Below are 17524 nucleotides of genomic sequence, written 5' to 3' on the forward strand. Positions count from 1 at the left end.
GGCTTCATCGACGAACGCGGCGACGCCGGCACGTGCACCGCGCCGTGCGCCTCCACCGGACGGCCGTCCGCGCCCACCGTCAGCATCCGGGCGTGCCGTGCGTGGTGGCGTCGGTGATGTGGCCGATCGCCTCGATCGGCATCACGGCGGTGTTCGTGGTGCTGACGCGGGCGATCTGGATGAGCCACTGGATGGTCCGCAGCCGCGCGTCACGGCGCTGGCGGGTGGCGCTGCGGGTGCTGTTGTTCCCGTTCGCCGCGACCGGTTCGGCCGTGACGGCGGCGGTGTGGCCCGGCGTGCCCGTCGTGGTGGCGGCGGGCGGGGCGCTCTGGCTCACCGGCGGCGGCCAGATCGGCTCCGACTGGTGGCAGCAGCCCGCGCCGGTGACCGCCGCGGGCGTGGTGTTCGGGATGTTGTGCGGCGGCATCACCGGCCGCGAGATCGAACGGATCGGCGCCCGGCTGCCGGAGCTGCGCCGTGAGGGGCTGCGCGCACTTGCCGTGCTGGGCGGGTTCGTCGCCCTGTGCGCGGCGGCCGTGCGCGCGATCGCCCTGCTGCTCTAGCCCTGGCCGCCGTCGCGGCGGGAGAAGCGGTTGAAGATGCGCTCACCGGCGTTGACCGCGCCCTCGGCGACGTCGCGCAGCACGCCGATGAACGGGTCCTGCGACTGCGACCAGGAGGCGCGGTAGGACTCGGCCGCCGCCTTGACCTCGTCGGTGACGCGGGCGTTGGCGTCGTCCTCGCGGCGGGGGTAGTCGCCGCCGACGATCCGGTCGTACTCGCCGCTGCGCTGCCACTTGTCCAGCTCGGCCACCCGCACCACGGCGAACGGGTGGGTGGTGCCGAGCAGGTTGAGGACCTTGAGGAAGCCGTCGCGGAGGTCGCCCGCGGTGTCGTACTCCTGGTACTGCTCGAGGAAGGCCTCGATGTTCATCTCGTGGGTGTAGGCGCCGCCGGCCAGCTTCATCAGGGCGCGCTTGGCCGCGTCCGGGTCCTGCCCGACGAGCAGGCCGCCGCGGTCGCAGGACAGCTCCGACTTGCGGTACCACTCCTCCAGGCCCGCCACGATGGCGCGCAGCCCGATGTAGCCGAGCGGGATCCACGCGACGCGGCTGGCCAGGCGGGTGAGGATGTCGAGCATCGTGCGGTAGACCGCGTGCCCCGACAGGATGTGCGCGGTCTCGTGGCCGATGACGAAGCGCTGCTCCTCCTCGTTCATGAGGTTGAGCAGGCCGGTGGTCACGACGATGAACGGGTCGTCGAAGCCGATGGCCTTGGCCTGGACCTGGGGGTCCTGCTGGACGTAGATCTCGGGGATCCGGTGCAGGTCGAGGGTGTAGGCCGCGTCGCGGCCCATGTCGTACAGGGAGCGGAACTGGGTCTCGCTCACCCGTACGGACGAGGCGAGGTACATCAGGCGCAGCCGGCGCTCGCTGATGAGACCGGACATCTGCTTGAGGACCGTGTCGAACCCACTCAGCTTACGCAGAGCGACCAGGGCGGACCGGTCTGCGGGGTGTTCGTAGGCACGGGACGAGATGCCGGGCAGTTGGACGCGGTTGCGGTCCGGGGTGGTCGTCATGCCCGGCATGCTACGTCGGCAGCGGGGGCCGCGCGCGTGTCTCGCCGAGGGGGGTCCCCTCATCTTCGGGTAGGGGTTCCGCGTAAGGTCCGATTCATGATGAACGCGCCTGGTGTCCAGGGGAAGCGACGCGTGGGTGTGATGGGTGGGACGTTCGACCCGATCCACCACGGTCACCTGGTCGCCGCCAGCGAGGTGGCGCACCACTTCGAGCTCGACGAGGTCGTGTTCGTGCCGACGGGCCGGCCGTACCAGAAGTCGGAGCGCGCGGTGTCGGCGCCCGAGGACCGCTACCTGATGACGGTGATCGCCACCGCGTCCAACCCCAGGTTCTCGGTCAGCCGGGTCGACGTCGACCGGCCCGGTCCGACCTTCACCATCGACACGCTGCGCGACATCTCCCGCGCGTACGGGCCCGAGGCCGAGCTGTTCTTCATCACCGGCGCCGACGCCCTCGGCGCCATCCTCACCTGGCAGGACGCGGGCGAGCTGTTCGGCCTCGCGCACTTCGTCGGCTGCACCCGGCCCGGCCACACGCTGCACGACCCCGGCCTGCCCGAGGGCAAGGTCACCCTGCTGGAGATCCCCGCCCTGGCCATCTCGTCGTCGGAGTGCCGGCAGCGCGTGGCCGACGGCGAGCCGATCTGGTACCTCGTCCCGGACGGCATCGTGCAGTACATCAACAAGCGCAACCTCTACCGCCAGGACTGATACCGCCAGGACTGGCCGGCCGCCCGCCGGTCAGCGCCGGTGGCTGAGGACGTTGACCACGCGGCCGTTCGGGTCGCGGGCGAAGAAACGGCGCACGCCCCACTCCTCGTCGCGCAGCGTGTGCACGATCTCGGCCCCGCTCGCCCGCACGGCCTCGTACGCCGCGTCCACGTCGTCCACCTCGATGCTCAGGTCGGGGGCGACGGGCGCGGTCAGGTCCTCGGTCATGAAGCTGACCTGGGCGCCGGGATGGGCGGGGGAGGCGAGGGTCATGATCCAGCCGTGGTTCATGACCTCCTCCAGGCCCAGCAGGCCGTAGAACTCGGCGCTCTCTCGCGGGGCGTCGGAGCGGACGTTGGGGACGACACGGTGGACGGACATCGGCGGTTCCTCCTCGAGCGTTCGTGTCGACTCGACAGTGTGTTCTGATGATGTCATCTTCGCGTGCCCCGTGTTCACGCCGTGTACGCTCTCGGCTTCTGTTGCAGGAGTAAGGGGTTCGGGCGGAGAAGGGTAGGCTCAACGCAGGGCAGTTTTGCCGACACAGGAGGACAGACCCGCATCGTGACCGCATCTGACAGAGCCGTCCAGCTGGTCAGGATCGCCGCCGAGGCAGCGGCGGACAAGCTGGCCGACGACATTCTCGCCTACGACGTGAGCGAGCAGCTCGTCATCACCGACGCGTTCCTGCTCTGCTCCGCCACCAACGACCGCCAGGTCCGCGCCATCGTCGACGAGATCGAGGAGAGGCTGCGCACCGAGGCCGACGCCAAGCCCGTCCGCCGCGAAGGCGAGCGTGAGGGCCGCTGGGTGCTTCTCGACTTCCTCGACATCGTCGTGCACGTCCAGCACGAGGAGGACCGCACCTTCTACGCCCTGGAGCGGCTGTGGAAGGACTGCCCGGCGATCACGCTGCCGGAGAGCGTGATGCAGGCCAACATGCAGCGGGCCAGGAGTTGAGCAAGCGCATCGTCTGCCTCCGGCACGGGCAGACGCTGTGGAACGTCGAGCATCGCTTCCAGGGACACTCCGACATCCCCCTGGACGAGACCGGCCAGGCGCAGGCCGCCCGGGCGGCGTCGCTGCTCGCGTCCCTGCGACCCAGCATGATCGTCTCGTCCGACCTGCAGCGGGCCAACGACACCGCGCTCGCGCTGGGCCGGCTCGTCGGCCTGGACGTGGCCGTCGACAAGGACTTCCGCGAACGGGGCGGCGGGCAGTGGGAGGGCCTCACCCGCGACGAGATCGCCGCCCGCTGGCCCGAGGAGTACGTCGCCTGGGAGGCCCCGGACGGTGAGCCCGTCACCGACGTGGCCACGCGCGTCGGCGCCGCGATGCGCCGCTGGGCCGCCAGGCTCGACGACGACGGCCTGCTCGTGATCGCCTCCCACGGCGCGGCGCTGCGGCTCGGCATCTGCGAGCTGCTGGGCCTGCCGGAGGAGCTGTGGCCGGCGCTGGGCGGGCTGGGCAACTGCTCGTGGTCGGTGCTGCAGGAGGGCCGCAAGGGATGGCGGCTGCTGGAGCACAACGCGGGCACGCTGCCCGAGCCCATCAGCAGCGACGACCGGCCCGACGCCCAGACCTGACCCCGCGAAGGGCCGCGCGCCGTCGTCCGGGACGGTGCGGGCCCCTCGCCGCGATTAGGCGAATCGTACGGATGGCTATATGCTTCCCGAGCGCCGTTGACGAGAGCACTCGTGGACGGTGACCAGGGGCTATGGCGCAGTTGGTAGCGCGCCTCCATGGCATGGAGGAGGTCTGGGGTTCGAATCCCCATAGCTCCACAGACACGAGGTCCCGCCCGGTGGGCGGGACCTCGTCGTTTTCCGGCCCAGGGCCGGGTCACTGGCCGGGGCGGGGGATGGGGTGGCCCTCGCTGGCCTGCACGAGCACGAACCCCTGGCCCTGGAAGGCGAGCTGCACGGCCTCGCCACTGCCCCGGCCGATCAGCGCGCCCGCCTTGAACGTGCGGTTGACCCCCACGTGCAGCCCGGCGCTCCAGCACACGGCCGACTGGCCGTCGGCGAACGTCGGCGCCCGTGAGGCGTCGAGCATCACCGGAGCGCCGTGCGCGGTGACCGCCACCCAGCCGGTGCCCGCGATCGTCATGTTGAACAGGCCGCCCGCGGCGATCCCCGCGCCCTGGACCCGGTTGATGTCCCAGGTGAGCCCGGCGTCGAGGGCCAGCAGGTTGCGGCCGTTGACGGTCAGGGCCTCGTTCTCCAGGTAGAACAGGTGGATGTCGTCGGCGTTGTCGGCGAGGAACAGCAGGCCCTCGCCGGTGACGCGCATGAGCGGCGCGCCCTCCCCGGTCATGACCTTCTTCAGCAGCTTGCCCACGCCGCCCGCGCCCTCGTAGGCGAAGTCCATGCGGCCCTGGAAGGCGACCATCGACCCCTGACGTGCCAGCACCTCGGGCGGGAGCTGGACGCGCAGCATCTTGGAGTTCTGCAGGGCGAAGGTGGCGTTTCCCTGCTCGGAGCCGAGATTGCCGAAGAGCGCGCTGCGCATGGGGCCTCTTTCTGTGATGTGCCGGTCCGAGGGGCACCGGTACCAGGGTGACGAACGGCGCGCCCCCCGGGTTCCCGCCGCCTTTTCCCGGTTTTGGGGTGAAGGGCGCATCCGGGGCGCCCCGCGTACCGGAGGACAGGGAAAGAGGTGGGGCGAAGGCGCCTCGCCACAGGTTCCATCGAGAGGAACGACGAACAGTGAAGAGATTTCTGCTCGCGGCGGCGCTCGGGCTGTCCGCGACCCTGGCGGGCGCGCACGGCGCGTCCGCGTCCGCCTCGGCGCCGGATGAGCCGTTCGGCCCCGGCTGCCCGGCCTCCGGCCAGGAGAACGCGGCGGCGATCGCCGACCGGCCTGTGGTGACCGCGGCCTCCCAGGTGCCCGAGCTGTCCACGCTGGTCGCCGCGATCAAGCAGGCCGGTCTCACGGACAAGCTCAACACGGCCCAGGACATCACGGTCTTCGCGCCGACCGACCAGGCGTTCGCGGCCGTGCCGAAGGACACCCTGGCCAAGGTCCTCGCCGACAAGCAGGCGCTGACGAAGATCCTGACGTACCACGTGGCCGAAGGGAGGCCCTCGCCCGGCGACCTGGCCGACGCCCGGCTGACCACTCTGGAGGGCGGCACCGTCCAGGTGAAGGGGGCCGGGGAGGACTACACGGTGAACCAGGCGAAGGTGCTCTGCGGCAACGTGCCGACGAGCAACGCCTCCGTCTGCGTCATCGACGAGGTCCTCATGCCCCAGTGACCGGCAAGGTCCTCGTGCCGGATCAGCGGCATGGGGCGGACGCGGCGAGCCTGACGGCCGCCGCGTCCGCGCGTCGCGCGCACGCTCGCTCTCCGGCGAACGTGGCGTGTGCGCGGTCCGGTCGTTCAGGCGGCGACGTGGTGCCGGAGGGCCAGCTCGTCCGGGTACGGCGACAGGAACGTCTGGCGGCGCACGTAGGCCGCTCCCTGACTTTCCTCGCCCTCGGCGTCGTGCCGGATCAGGGCCGCCGGAATGCTCAACGGCACCAGGCCGGCCCGGTAGGAGCCGATGACGCCGGCCAGGTGGTCGCGCCGGGCCGGGTCGAGGCCGAGCATCCCCAGGCAGTGCTGGAGGGCGTTGACGTTGCGGCCGGCGCGGGCCCGGTGGGCGAGCGCCGCGCGGAACGCGCCCGCGTAGGCGGCGGCCGTCCCGGCGCGCGGCAGAGCCCCGGCGCGGGCCACGACGGCCCCGGCCGCGCGGTAGCCCGCCGGGTCGTGGGCGAGGAGCTGCATCTTGTGCAGGGTGTGGAAGGCCACCAGGTCGCGGGCCCGCCAGTCGCCCTCCAGCAGCGCGCGCAGCCGGGCGTGGGCGAAGATCCGCTCCACGAACGCCTCCCGGAGCACGGCGTCGTTCAGCCGTCCCTCGTCCTCGACGGGAAGCAGCGGGTGCGCCGCGATGACCGCCGCGGCGAACACCCCCCGCTGCTTGCGGTCGAGCTGCGGCCCGTCCTCGCCCGGGTAGAGCGGGATGCCGTGGACGCCGCAGGTGGGGCTCCTCGACTTGAACACGTAGCCGTCCACGTCCAGGGCGGCGGCGCGGGCCTCGGCCAGGGCCGTCATGCGGCCGGTGAGGTCGGCGCGGGTCTTCCTGGTCATGAGGCGCGGGCCCGACGGCGAGCGCTCCAGGCGGAGCGTCTCGCGCGGGGTGCCGAGACCCACCTCCATCTCGGGGCAGATCGGCACCCACTCGACGTACGGGTCGAGCGGGCCGGACAGGAAGCGGTCGCGGCTGTGGCCGCCGTTGAAGCGCACCGGCTCTCCAAGGAGGCAGCTCGAGACCGCGACCCTGGGCCTGACGTGCTGCCCTGGAACGGCGTCGCCGGGGGTCACGCGGCCTCCAGCAGGCTGGACAGGCGGTGCAGGCCGCGCGCGGTGCGGGCCTTGACGGTGCCGAGCGGCACGCGCAGCCGCTCGGAGATCTCGCGCTGGCTGAGGTCGCCGTAGTAGGCGAGGGCGATGGCCTCGCGCTGGACGTCCGGCAGTTCGGACAGCGCCCTCCGGACCAGGTCGCGCCGCGCGATCCCCTCGCTGTCGTCGCGGCCGTCGTCTCCCGCCGGCTCTCCGGCGGCCTCCAGCGGCACGGTGGGCCGACGGGCGCGCAGGTGGTCCACGGCGCGCTTGCGGGCGATGCCCAGCACCCACGCCTCCAGGCTGCGCGCGGGGTCGTAGCGGTGCCTGGACCGCCAGACCTCGATGAAGACCACCTGCGTCAGGTCGTCGATCTCGCCCGGTGGTATGAGGCGGCGCAGGTACGAGCGGACCAGGGGGGTGTGGGTGCGGATGCACTCGGCGAGCGGGTCCATGCGCTTTCACCTTCCTGAGATAACTTATTCAAAACCTATTCAATGTCGCGCCGGTGGTGATGGGCAACCAAGGCCAGGGAGATCAGTGCAGCGCGTCGGCGATCAGGGCGACGGCGTCCTGGAGCGAGGCCACGCACGTGACCCGGGGCGGAAGGTCCGGCCACCAGCCGGGGCCGCCGACGACGATCCGGGCCGGTGGGCGCAGCGCCGGCAGGGCCGCCAGCGGGGCGGGGTCGCCGGTGGCGGCCACGTGCGACCAGACGAAGACGACGGCGGGCCCGAGGCGGCGCATCGCGTCGGCCAGCGCCGTGTGCGGGGTGCGGGCGCCGAGCACGCGCGTGTCGACCCGGCGGTCGGTGGCGAGGGCGGCGGCCAGCACGTGGACGGGCAGGCTGTGCTGCTCCTCCTCCGCGCAGGCCAGCAGCACGGGACGGTCGTTGACCGGTCGGGCGGGGTGGGCGGCGAGCGGGTGCAGGGCGGCCAGCAGCCGCTCGGAGAACAGATGCTCGACGTCGATCCCGGCACCGGTCTCGTCCTGCCTGCGGCTGATCGCGTCGAACACGGGACGGACCAGGCCGTCCCAGGTGGGCACGACGCCGAGCCGGGCCAGCGCGGCGGCCAGGCCGTCGGTCACCGTCATGCCGTCCAGCGCCGTCGCCGCCCTGGCCAGCATCGCGGCGGAGGGCACGTTCCCCGGCTCGCCCGGGAGCCGTCCTTCCCGGTAGGCGGCCGGCTCGGGCGGTACGCGGACGCGCAGCGCCTGGCGGGCGGCGTCGGCCGGGGGGACGCCCGCGTGGACGAGCCGGCTCATCTCCTCCAGGCGGGCCAGGTCGGCCCGGTCGTAGCGGCGGTGGCCGCCGGGGCTGCGGCGGCTCGGGCCGATGCCGTAGCGCAGATTCCACGTGCGCAGGGTCGGCGCGGGCACGCCGAGCCGCCGCGACACGGCGCCGATGCCGTATCCCGGCTCCTCGGCGGCGCTCGCCGAGCCCGTCTCCTCCATGCAGGTGTCCCCGTTCGCGGTCCGTTCGCCGACGCCCCGGTCATTCTTTCGGACGCCGCGCCCCCGCGGGTTGCAACCGGCGGGGGCGCGGCGTCCGAAGGACCACGCATGGACACCGCCATCATCGTGCTCTTCAACCGGGATCTGCGGGTACACGACCATCCGGCGCTGGCCGAGGCGTGCGCGCGGGCGCGCCACGTGGTGCCGCTGTTCGTGCTCGACCCGGCCGTGCCCGCCGGGCGGCGCATGCCGTTCCTGCTGGACTGCCTGCGTGACCTGCGGGAGGCGCTGCGCGCCCTGGGCGGCGATCTGGTGGTACGGCGGGGCGACACGGTGGCCGAGACGGTCCGGCTGGCCCGCGAGACGGGGGCGGAGGCCGTCCACGCTACCGCGGACGTCAGCGCGCTGGCCCGGGACAGGGAACGGCGGCTGGCGGGCGGGCCGTTCGCCTTCCGGACGTTCCCCGGGGTCACCGTGGTCCCGCCCGGCGAACTGCGGCCCGCGACGGGCGGCGACCACCACCGCGTGTTCACCCCCTACTGGCGCGCCTGGTCCACGGCGCGGCGCCGGCCCGCAGCGGCGGTCCCGGCCTCGGTCACGCTCCCGCCCGGCCTGAACCCGGGCGACATCCCGGACGGATCACCGCACGACGGCCCTCCGGACGGCGTACGCGGCGGGGAGGGCGCGGCCCGGGCACGGCTGGAGCGGTGGGTGCGCGACGGGCTCGCCGGTTACGCGGCCGGCCGCGACGACATGGCCGCCGACCGCACCTCCCGGCTCAGCCCGTACATCCGCTTCGGCTGCCTGTCGCCGCTGGAGCTGGCCGGGCTGCCGGGCGAGGAGTTCGTCAGGCAGCTCTGCTGGCGCGACTTCCACCACCAGGTCACGCTGGCCTTCTCGGAGCTGAACCGGCGCGACTACCGGCCGCGGGGCCGGCGATGGCGCGACGAGGCCGACGCCGTGGCCGCCTGGAAGGAGGGCGTGACCGGGGTGCCGATCGTGGACGCCGGCATGAGGCAGTTGCGCGCCGAGGGCTGGATGCACAACCGGGCCCGCCTCATCACCGCCGGCTACCTGGTCAAGGAGCTGGGCGTCGACTGGCGCACCGGCGCCGCACACTTCTTCGAGCTGCTGCTCGACGGCGAGGTGGCCGACAACTCCGGCAACTGGCAGTGGGTCGCCGGCACGGGCAACGACACCCGGCCCAACCGGGGCTTCAGCACCATCCGCCAGGCCACCCGCTTCGACCCCGACGGCGGCTACGCGCGCAGGTACGTGCCCGAGCTGGCGGACGTGCCGGTGCGGTTCGTCCACGAGCCGTGGCGCTCGCCCGTGCCGATCCGCGGATATCCGGGCCGCCCCCCGCGCCTCCGGGCCGCCTGACCGGGCCGCCTGATCGGCCCGCCTGACCGGCCCGTCTCCTGGGGCCGCCTCCTGCACCCGTCTCCTGGGCCCGCGGGACCCGTAACGGAGCCGTAACGGATCTTGGGGCGGGGGTGGCCGGTCTGGGAGGCTGGCGTCATGATCGCGCCCGCGTGCCCCGGGGGAGGCTGCCGATGACCGTGGTACGGGGCTTCGCCGCCGGCGACGAGGGCGCGCTGGTCGACGCCTGGAACCGCGCCATGCCGGCCGACCCGACCACTCCCGGCTGGTTTCGCGACTGCGTGCTGCTCGACCCCAACTTCGACCCCGAGGGCCTGCGCGTCGCCGTCACGGACGCCGGGGAGGTGGCCGGGTGCGCGTACGCGGTGCGCCGGCTGACGCCGCTCGCCCCCGGCGCCGGGCTGGAGCCCGAGACGGGCTGGATCCCGTTCCTGTTCGTCGCGCCGGAGCACCGGGGCGGCGGGCTCGGCCGGAGGCTCCTCGACGAGGCCCTCGCCTTCCTGGCCGCCCACGGCCGCACCCGGGTCGAGTTCGCCTGCTACACGCCCCACTACGTGCTCCCCGGCGCCGACCCCGAGCGCTACCCGGCGGGCTGCGCACTGCTGCGGCAGGCGGGGTTCGAGACGTACTCCCGGCCGGTCGCCATGGACCGCGCTCTGGCCGCGTACGTCACGCCCGACGTCGTCCGCGCGCTCCGCGAGCGCCGCGAGGGCGAGGGCTACCGCTTCCGGCGGCCCCTGGACGGCGAGCTGCCGGAGCTGATCAGGTTCGCGGCCGGGGTGTTCAACCCGGAGTGGGGTGAGGCTGTCAGGCGGCACGGCGACCCCGCGCGGCTGCTCGTGGCGGTGCGCGAGGGCTCCGCACGGGGACTCGTCGGTTTCGCCGCGTACGGGGCGTACCGGGGGATCGCCGAGCGGTTCGGGCCGTTCGGCGTCGACCCGGCCGAGCGGGGGACCGGGATCGGCGCGATCCTGCTCCACGGCGCGATGACCATGATGCGCGCCGAGGGACTGCACTCGTCGTGGTTCCTGTGGACGGGCGAGACGGGGCCGGCCGCCCGGTTGTACGCGAAGGCGGGCTACGAGGTCACGCGGCGCTTCCACGTGATGCGCCGTACGGCCGGAAAAGGCTGACGGGAGGCCCCGGAGGCCGGTCGCGGCGCGGTCCGGCCCGCGTAGAGAGCGGTGAGGGCGCCCGCGGCGGTCGCGACCGCGTGGCGCAGCTCCGGCGGCTCCAGCACCTCCACGTCCGCGCCCAGCCGCAGGAACTCGCCCGTCGCGTGCTCCACCGACTCGATGGGCACCGTCACCCGCGTCCAGCCCTCCTCGTCCGGCGGGGCGGCCGTGGAACGGGCCGCCGTCACGACGCCGGGCGTCATGAGGTCGGACAGCCGCTCCAGCCCGCGCGGCGACAGCCGCACCACGGCCTCGCCGCGCCGCAGCCGGGCCTCGAACTCCGACCGGTACGCCTCCCAGTGAGCCGCCAGGTCGAAGTCCGGCGGGCGGGCGAAGCGCTCCTCGCGCAGCGGGTGCAGCTCCAGGATCTGCGACACCCGGTAGGTGCGCACCTGCCCGTCGGAGCGGGCCACGACGTACCACCGCCCGGCCTTGACCACCAGCCCGTACGGCTCCAGCCGCCGCTCCACCTCCTGCGGCGCCTTCCAGCGGCGGTACCTGACCCGCAGCGCGTGCTCGTCCCACACGGCGGCGGCCACGGCCGGCAGGTGGGTGACCGGCTCCGCGTCGCGGTACCACGACGGCGCGTCCAGCAGGAAGCGCTCCTGGATCCGGCCGGCCCGGTCGCGCAGCTCGACGGGCAGCGCGGCCATCAGCTTGAGCTGCGCGGCCGTCACCACGGCGCCCAGCCCCAGCTCGGCGGCGGGCCCGGGCAGCCCGGCCAGGAACAGCGACTCGGCCTCGTCGGTCGTCAGCCCGGTCAGCCGGGTGCGGTAGCCGTCGAGCAGCTGGTAACCGCCGCTCGGGCCCGCGTCGCCGTACAGGGGGATGCCGGCGGCGTGCAGCGACTCGACGTCGCGGTAGATCGTGCGCACCGACACCTCCAGCCGCTCGGCCAGCTCCCGCGCGGTCAGGCGGCCACGCGTCTGCAGGAGCAGCAGGATGGAGACGAGGCGGGAAGCGCGCATCAACTGACACTACCTGTCAGTGACCCCGCTCCCGGTTCGGCCGCGTGCCCAGGGCTTCTCCGGGCTGACCGTGCGGATCTTCGACCCCGCCACGGAGCTGTGGTACGCCGAGCCCGTCTACTGCTGGCCGCCGGCCCAGAGGATCACCAGGATGGCCACCGCGGCCAGCACCATCAGGACCCCGCCCGCCACGAGCACCCAGCGCACGCCCGGCGAGCGGGCGGGCTCGGCCTCGTACACGGGCACGTCGGGCAGCATGTCCGGCGTGTACGGCAGGCTCCGCGTGCCCGCGTCCTCCAGGAGCGACGGGTGCGGAGCGCGCCGGGGCGGCTCGGCCGGAACCTGTTCCTGCTCCTCCTCCGGGGGAGGGCTCTGGGCCGGGAGAGGGATGTGGACGGTCTTGCGGGCGTCGGGGTCCTCCGGAAGGGGGCGATCGGCGGTCATCGGGGCTCCTGGCCGTACGGGGGGCGGGGCTGGTGCGAAGCGGGGGTCTCCCAGGCGGGGGGCGGAGCGGGGGCTTCCCAGGTGGGGGTCTGCCGGCCGGGAGTGAAGACGGGGGCGGGGGTGTGCGGGGCGGGCGTCTCGGCGCCGGGTCGCGCGCGGCGGACGACCACGGCCCAGACCAGCAGGGCGAGCCCGGTCATGGTGACCAGTGCGTCGACCGCGCCGTGCAGCAGCATGAGGACCTGGAAGGTGTCCATGCCGCCGTCGGCCACCAGCATGGGGACCAGCAGCGACCACGCGACGCGCAGGGCCAGCCCGAGGAGCAGCACGACACAGCCCCACATGCCGATCGTGGCGGCCCTGCCGTGCTCCCGCCGGGCGCGGGCCGTGAGGATGACGCCCGTGATCAGCACCAGGGCGGGAAGAAGCGATAACAGGAACGCGATGGCGCTGTAGAGCAGGTTGCCCATGGTGGCTCTCCGCGGTGACTGAGGTCTGTCCCGTTTATACGGACTGTTCCTGTTCTTCCACCGCACGCGTGATCGACACCAGATCCAGGCCACCTTGGTAGCGGACGCCGTTGACGAAGAGCGTCGGCGTGCCGCGCACGCCGCCCGCCCGGCCCGACTCCTCGTCCCTGGCGATGCGCGCCGCCTGCGCGGGAACGTCCGGGAACGGCTCCACCTCCAGCTCGGCGGCGTAGCGGCCGAGGTCGGCGTCGGTCAGGAACCGCTGGTTGGCGAAGAGCACGTCGTGCATCTCCCAGAACCTCCCCTTCCGCGCCGCCGCCTCCGACACCAGGGCGGCCGCCATGGCCCTCGGGTGCAGCGTGCGCAGCGGGAAGTGCCGGAACACCAGGCGGACGTCCGGGTGCTTCCTGAGCAGCTCGTCCAGGATCGGCTCCAGCCGGCCGCAGTAGGGGCACTCGAAGTCGCCGTACTCCACGATCGTGATCGTGGCGTCCGCCGGGCCGCGCACGTGGTCGTCCGGCCCGACCGGCTCCGCCAGCAGGACGGGCAGCTCCTCCTCCGGCTCCGCCTCGGGCGGCGCGCACACGCCGCCCCGGTCCCACGCCAGCCGGAACGCGATCCACCCGGTCAGCGCCGACAGCAGCGAACCGACGAGGATGCCGATCTTGGCCTGGGCCTGCACGGCCGGGTCGTCGAAGGCCAGGTCGACGATGAACAGCGACACCGTGAACCCGATGCCGGACACCGCCGCCCCGCCGAGGAGCTGGCCCCACACCAGGTTGCCCGGCAGCAGGCCCCAGCCGAGGCGCAGCGGCAGCCACGTGCCGAGCGAGATCCCGGCGAACTTGCCGAGCAGCAGCCCGGCCGCCACGCCGATCGTGACGGGCGACGTCGCGGCCTGGCTCAGCGTCTCGGCGTCGAGCCGGACGCCGGCGTTGGCCAGCGCGAACAGCGGCACGATCACGTAGCTGCTCCACGGGTGGAGCTGGAGCTGCAGCCGCTCGTTCACCGACACGGCCATCCGCACCTTGCGCGCCGCCTCGCGGGCGGCGCGGGCGTTCGGGTCGCTGGTGAGCCCCTGGACGGCCTCGCCGGCGGCCAGCAGCTTGTACTCGCTCGGCGCGTACACGAACACGAGCACGCCGAGCGCGATGCCGACCAGCGTGGGATGCACGCCGCTCTCCAGCGTGGCCACCCACAGGCCGAACCCGAGCACGATGTAGGCGGGCGCCCGCCAGATCCGCAGCCACCGCAGCGTCATGATGGCCGCGAGCAGCACCGCCGCCACCACCAGGGCGGTCACCGACAGGTCGTCGGTGTAGAAGACGGCGATGATGATGATCGCCAGCACGTCGTCCACGATCGCCAGCGTGAGCAGGAACGCGCGCAGCGGCTCGGGGCAGCGGGCCCCCACCACGGCCAGCAGGCCCAGCACGAACGCGGTGTCGGTGGCGATCGGCACGCCCCAGCCCCCGGCGCCCGGCCCGCCCGCGTTCAGCGCGAGGTAGACGCCCGCGGGAACGATCATCCCGCCGAAGGCGGCCATGGCGGGGACCGCGAGCAGCCGCCGGTCCTGGAGCTGGCCCAGCCGCACCTCGTACGACGCCTCCAGGCCGATGAGGAAGAAGAACAGCGCCATCAGGCCGTCGTTGACCCAGTGGCGCAGGTCGAGGGAGAAGACGGCGCCGTCGAACGACAGGCCCATGGGGAGGTGCCAGAACGCCTCGTACGTGGCGCTCCACGGCGAGTTGGCCCACACGAGCGCGAGCAGGGTCGCGCCGAGCAGCACACTCGTGCTGCCCGCCTCCGTCCTGAAGAACGCCCGCAACATCCCGACCCCCCGGCGTCCGATGATAGGGGGCGTTCGTCCGCCGCCCGGAGGCGCGGTCCGGCGGGTGGCGTCGCGTCATCGGCGGAGGGCATCCGAATTGATCACGGAATGGCATTCGGAAATGACTCTCGGAAATGGCGGGACTTCTCCCGGGGAATCGGCTTGCCCGCTCCGTGATCTTGGGCTTATCGTCGCGCCCCATGAGATTACGCGTGACCGCCGCGGCCGTCGCCCTCGCCTCGCTCCCCGTGACGTTGCCGATGACGGGGACGGCGATGGCCGAGGCCCCCGTCAAAGGCGCGGAACTGACCGCGCACCCGCTCTACGACAAGGGCGCGCTGCCCACGGTGAAATGCAAGGAGCGGCCGGTCAGGGCCCGCGACCGGGCGTCCGCCCGGGCCTACGTCGACGGCATCGCCGGCTGCCTCGACGCCACCTGGGAACAGCACCTCACGGCCGCCGGGCTGCCGTTCAGGAAGGTCCGGGTGAAGCATTACAGCCGCCTTCCCAAGAAGTACTGCGGAATGAAGACCGACTCGTACGATTCGATGGCGTACTACTGCAACAAAACGGATACCATCGCGTTCCAGATCGGCAAGGACTGGCTCGCGGATCCGTACGACCTGTGGCTCGCGGACATGACCGCCGGGCTGTACGGCTATCACGTACAGAATGTGATCGGTATTCGGAAGGCGGTCGACAAGGAGCCGTACCGGAACCAGACGCACTGGCGCGAGGTGATGCGGCGCGAGAGCCTGCAGACCGCCTGCCTTGCCACGGCCTGGCTGAAGAGCGTGTGGCCGCTCGACCGGCGGACCCGCCGCGACTGGGACGACCTGCTGTCGCTGGTGCAGGGCGACGGGCGCGGCGAGCCGCGCTACTTCGGCAAGACAGGGACCATCAAGGCGTGGATGAGGCGCGGGTACGCCGCGGGGGATCCGGGGGCGTGCAACACGTGGGCGGCGCCGGCCTCGCAGGTCTCCTGAGGTCTGCCGCGAGCCCCGTAAGGGCGTTTGTAGCGACATTTCTGGTTTTTCCAGGATTTATGGGTCTTCTCAGCGGGCGCGTGGCTGGTTACGTTCGGGCGGGCCGCAGATCGGCCCGAGGGAGGGCGGCGCACCCCGGCCGTGCTCCCGGCACGTGCTCCTTCGTCTCCACCCCCAACGGAGGATCCATGAAGCTGCTCCTGTCCACGCTGGGCGCCCTCGCGCTGGCTTTGTCGCCGGCCCTGGCGGCGCCCGCGACGGCGGCCTCGGCACCCGCGGCCGTCTCGGCACAGTCCGCGGCGGCGGCCCTCGCGGCGCCGAACATCTCGCTGGCGAACGTCAAGGCCCACCTCGGCCAGCTCCAGAGCATCGCCACCGCCAACGGCGGCAACCGCGCCCACGGCCGCCCCGGCTACCTGGCCTCCGCCAACTACGTCAAGGGCCTGCTCGACGGCGCCGGGTTCACCACCACCCTCCAGTCGTTCACCTACAGCGGCGCCACCGGCTACAACGTCATCGCCGACTGGCCCGGCGGCGACCCGAACGACATCCTCATGACCGGCGCCCACCTCGACAGCGTGACGGCCGGGCCGGGCATCAACGACAACGGCTCCGGCTCCGCCTCGATCCTGGAAACCGCCCTGGAGGTCTCCCGCCAGGGGCTCCAGCCGGCCAAGCACCTGCGCTTCGCCTGGTGGGGGGCCGAGGAGTTAGGGCTGCGCGGTTCGCAGTTCTACGTCTCCAACCTGCCCGCAGCCGAACGCGCCAAGATCAAGGCGTACCTGAACTTCGACATGGTCGGCTCGCCCAACCCCGGCTACTTCCTCTACGACGGCGACAACTCCGACGGCGTCGGTTCCGGCCCCGGCCCGGCCGGCTCGGCCGAGCTGGAGCAGACCCTCCAGGCGTACTTCACCTCCATCGGCGTGCCCACGCGCGGCACCGACTTCGACGGACGCTCCGACTACGGGCCGTTCATCAGCGCCGGCATCCCGGCGGGCGGCACGTTCACCGGCGCGGAGGGCACCAAGACCAGCGCCCAGGCGCAGCTCTGGGGCGGCACGGCGGGCCAGGCGTTCGACTCCTGCTACCACCGCTCCTGCGACACCACCGCCAACATCAACGACACGGCGCTCGACCGCAACGCCGACGCCATCGCGTACGCGGTCTGGACGATCGCCACCGCCGTACCGCCGGCCACGGTGTGGTCCGACACGTTCGAGACCGCCACCGGCTGGACGGCGAACCCGTCCGGCACCGACACCGCCACCACCGGCCAGTGGGAGCGCGGCGACCCGGAGGCGACCACCTCCAGCGGCGCCAAGCAGCTCGGCACCACCGTCAGCGGGACCAACGACCTGGTCACCGGGCGGCTCGCCGGCTCCAGCGCGGGCGACCACGACATCGACGGCGGCACCACCTCGATCCGCTCGCCGCAGGTCACGCTCCCGACCGGCGGCGTGCTCAAGCTGACCCTGTCGTGGTACCTGGCGCACGGCAGCAACTCCTCCAGCGCCGACTTCCTCCGGGTGAGCGTGGTGGGGACCTCCGGCACCACCGCGGTCTTCACCCAGGCCGGCGCGGCGACCAACCGTAACGGGGCATGGGGGACCGCGACGGCCGACATCTCCGCCTTCGCCGGGCAGAACGTGCGCATCCTGGTCGAAGCGGCCGACGCCTCGGGCGCCAGCCTGGTCGAGGCCGGGATCGACGACGTCAAGATCACCCGCCAGTGACGCGCGCCCCTGAGCCGGGCGCACCCGGAGCGGCGCGCGCGGGCCCGCCGGGAACGGCGAGGCCGGGCGCGCCCGGGAGCCAGGCCCGGCTCAGGGGTGGCCGGTCTCCAGGGTGTCCAGGTACGCGGCGGCCTCGGCGATCCGGTCCTCGGTGAAGACGCGGACGCCGTTGGCCTCCAGCAGCGCCGTGGTGACGCCCTGACCGGGCACGCGCCGGCCCTGGAACCCGCCGTCGTAGATCGACAGCGCCCCGCACGACGGGCTGCCCTCCTTCAGCACCGCCAGCCGTACCCCGAAGGAGCGGGCCACGGACAGCGCCGACCGGGCGCCCTCCAGGAAGTGCGCGGTGACGTCGGAACCGTCGGCGGCCAGCACCCGGGCGGCGCCCGCCAGCACGGC

At 73.1% G+C, this 17524-nt stretch carries 19 protein-coding genes, 1 tRNA gene and 1 pseudogene; 10 read left to right on the forward strand and 11 right to left on the reverse strand.

The genetic code is table 11. The annotated features are described in order from the left end of the window. Positions 1–563, forward strand: a pseudogene (locus tag AB0H81_RS36905) (hypothetical protein); the annotation flags it as partial. On the opposite strand, the gene AB0H81_RS36910 reads toward AB0H81_RS36905, so the two are convergent. After that, positions 560–1582, reverse strand: coding sequence for a M48 family metallopeptidase (locus tag AB0H81_RS36910; RefSeq protein ID WP_358384487.1), 1023 nt, complete (start codon positions 1580–1582; stop codon positions 560–562). The pseudogene AB0H81_RS36905 and the gene AB0H81_RS36910 sit on opposite strands and share 4 nt — an antisense overlap. Before the next feature lie 96 nt (positions 1583–1678). Here AB0H81_RS36910 and nadD point away from each other — a divergent pair, with 96 nt between their 5' ends. Continuing rightward, positions 1679–2293 carry a nicotinate-nucleotide adenylyltransferase gene (nadD, locus tag AB0H81_RS36915; RefSeq protein WP_358384489.1) on the forward strand — a complete coding sequence of 205 codons (615 nt, stop codon included), beginning with the start codon at positions 1679–1681 and terminating at the stop codon, positions 2291–2293. A gap of 30 nt (positions 2294–2323) precedes the next feature. On the opposite strand, the gene AB0H81_RS36920 is transcribed toward nadD, so the two are convergent. Next, complete coding sequence (locus AB0H81_RS36920; RefSeq protein WP_358384491.1) at positions 2324–2674, reverse strand: VOC family protein; 351 nt, start codon at positions 2672–2674, stop codon at positions 2324–2326. Between the two features lie 183 nt (positions 2675–2857). Here AB0H81_RS36920 and rsfS point away from each other — a divergent pair, with 183 nt between their 5' ends. The 3 genes from rsfS (at position 2858) to AB0H81_RS36935 (ending at position 4077) form a co-directional block, all read left to right on the forward strand. Next, positions 2858–3253 (forward strand): ribosome silencing factor, encoded by a 396-nt coding sequence (rsfS, locus tag AB0H81_RS36925; protein WP_175602652.1) that lies wholly within the window; start codon positions 2858–2860, stop codon positions 3251–3253. Then, positions 3250–3879: a histidine phosphatase family protein gene (locus tag AB0H81_RS36930; RefSeq protein ID WP_358384494.1), complete on the forward strand. Its 630-nt coding sequence runs from the start codon at positions 3250–3252 to the stop codon at positions 3877–3879. Before rsfS ends, AB0H81_RS36930 begins: the two co-directional genes overlap by 4 nt. A gap of 125 nt (positions 3880–4004) precedes the next feature. Then, a tRNA-Ala gene (locus AB0H81_RS36935) sits at positions 4005–4077 on the forward strand. Between the two features lie 58 nt (positions 4078–4135). On the opposite strand, the gene AB0H81_RS36940 is transcribed toward AB0H81_RS36935, so the two are convergent. Further along, positions 4136–4804, reverse strand: coding sequence for an AIM24 family protein (locus tag AB0H81_RS36940; protein ID WP_358384496.1), 669 nt, complete (start codon positions 4802–4804; stop codon positions 4136–4138). Between the two features lie 197 nt (positions 4805–5001). Here AB0H81_RS36940 and AB0H81_RS36945 point away from each other — a divergent pair, with 197 nt between their 5' ends. Further along, complete coding sequence (locus AB0H81_RS36945) at positions 5002–5550, forward strand: fasciclin domain-containing protein (RefSeq protein ID WP_358384499.1); 549 nt, start codon at positions 5002–5004, stop codon at positions 5548–5550. A 125-nt stretch (positions 5551–5675) separates the two neighbouring features. Here the strand turns inward: AB0H81_RS36945 and AB0H81_RS36950 are convergent, their stop codons facing one another. The 3 genes from AB0H81_RS36950 to AB0H81_RS36960 all read right to left on the reverse strand — a co-directional run bounded on the left by AB0H81_RS36950 (position 5676) and on the right by AB0H81_RS36960 (position 8132). Continuing rightward, positions 5676–6659: a DUF523 and DUF1722 domain-containing protein gene (locus AB0H81_RS36950; RefSeq protein WP_358384502.1), complete on the reverse strand. Its 984-nt coding sequence runs from the start codon at positions 6657–6659 to the stop codon at positions 5676–5678. Beyond that, complete coding sequence (locus AB0H81_RS36955; protein ID WP_358384505.1) at positions 6656–7132, reverse strand: sigma-70 family RNA polymerase sigma factor; 477 nt, start codon at positions 7130–7132, stop codon at positions 6656–6658. The genes AB0H81_RS36950 and AB0H81_RS36955 overlap by 4 nt, the downstream gene beginning before the upstream one ends. An 82-nt stretch (positions 7133–7214) precedes the next feature. Next, complete coding sequence (locus AB0H81_RS36960; protein ID WP_358384508.1) at positions 7215–8132, reverse strand: MerR family transcriptional regulator; 918 nt, start codon at positions 8130–8132, stop codon at positions 7215–7217. A gap of 108 nt (positions 8133–8240) precedes the next feature. On the opposite strand from AB0H81_RS36960, the gene AB0H81_RS36965 reads away from it, so the two are divergent. Continuing rightward, a complete protein-coding gene (locus tag AB0H81_RS36965) occupies positions 8241–9515 on the forward strand; it encodes a deoxyribodipyrimidine photo-lyase (RefSeq protein ID WP_358384511.1) in 1275 nt (424 codons plus the stop codon). 173 nt (positions 9516–9688) lie between these two features. Further along, on the forward strand, positions 9689–10648 hold the full coding sequence (locus tag AB0H81_RS36970) for a GNAT family N-acetyltransferase (RefSeq protein ID WP_358384514.1): 960 nt from the start codon (positions 9689–9691) through the stop codon (positions 10646–10648). Here AB0H81_RS36970 and AB0H81_RS36975 read toward each other — a convergent pair. From AB0H81_RS36975 to nhaA, 4 genes are all read right to left on the reverse strand, one after another. Then, a complete protein-coding gene (locus AB0H81_RS36975; protein ID WP_358384516.1) occupies positions 10594–11658 on the reverse strand; it encodes a YafY family protein in 1065 nt (354 codons plus the stop codon). The two genes, AB0H81_RS36970 and AB0H81_RS36975, sit on opposite strands and share 55 nt — an antisense overlap. 117 nt (positions 11659–11775) lie before the next feature. Continuing rightward, positions 11776–12102 (reverse strand): hypothetical protein, encoded by a 327-nt coding sequence (locus AB0H81_RS36980; protein WP_358384519.1) that lies wholly within the window; start codon positions 12100–12102, stop codon positions 11776–11778. Beyond that, complete coding sequence (locus AB0H81_RS36985) at positions 12099–12572, reverse strand: hypothetical protein (RefSeq protein ID WP_358384522.1); 474 nt, start codon at positions 12570–12572, stop codon at positions 12099–12101. The genes AB0H81_RS36980 and AB0H81_RS36985 overlap by 4 nt, the downstream gene beginning before the upstream one ends. 34 nt (positions 12573–12606) lie before the next feature. Further along, positions 12607–14403, reverse strand: a complete 1797-nt coding sequence (gene nhaA, locus AB0H81_RS36990; protein ID WP_358384525.1) for a Na+/H+ antiporter NhaA — start codon at positions 14401–14403, stop codon at positions 12607–12609. Positions 14404–14615: 212 nt separating this feature from the next. On the opposite strand from nhaA, the gene AB0H81_RS36995 reads away from it, so the two are divergent. Together AB0H81_RS36995 and AB0H81_RS37000 are read left to right on the forward strand one after the other, a co-directional pair. Next, on the forward strand, positions 14616–15389 hold the full coding sequence (locus AB0H81_RS36995) for a neutral zinc metallopeptidase (protein WP_358384528.1): 774 nt from the start codon (positions 14616–14618) through the stop codon (positions 15387–15389). Between the two features lie 188 nt (positions 15390–15577). Continuing rightward, the gene (locus tag AB0H81_RS37000; protein WP_358384531.1) at positions 15578–17125 is read left to right on the forward strand and encodes a M28 family peptidase; all 1548 of its coding nucleotides are present in this window, start codon (positions 15578–15580) and stop codon (positions 17123–17125) included. 90 nt (positions 17126–17215) lie between these two features. Here AB0H81_RS37000 and AB0H81_RS37005 read toward each other — a convergent pair. Then, positions 17216–17524, reverse strand: a 309-nt coding sequence (locus AB0H81_RS37005) for a DUF523 domain-containing protein (RefSeq protein WP_358384534.1), incomplete at its 5' end; no start/stop codon positions are given.

The sequence above is a fragment of the Nonomuraea sp. NPDC050691 genome (assembly GCF_040654455.1).
Taxonomy (GTDB): domain Bacteria; phylum Actinomycetota; class Actinomycetes; order Streptosporangiales; family Streptosporangiaceae; genus Nonomuraea.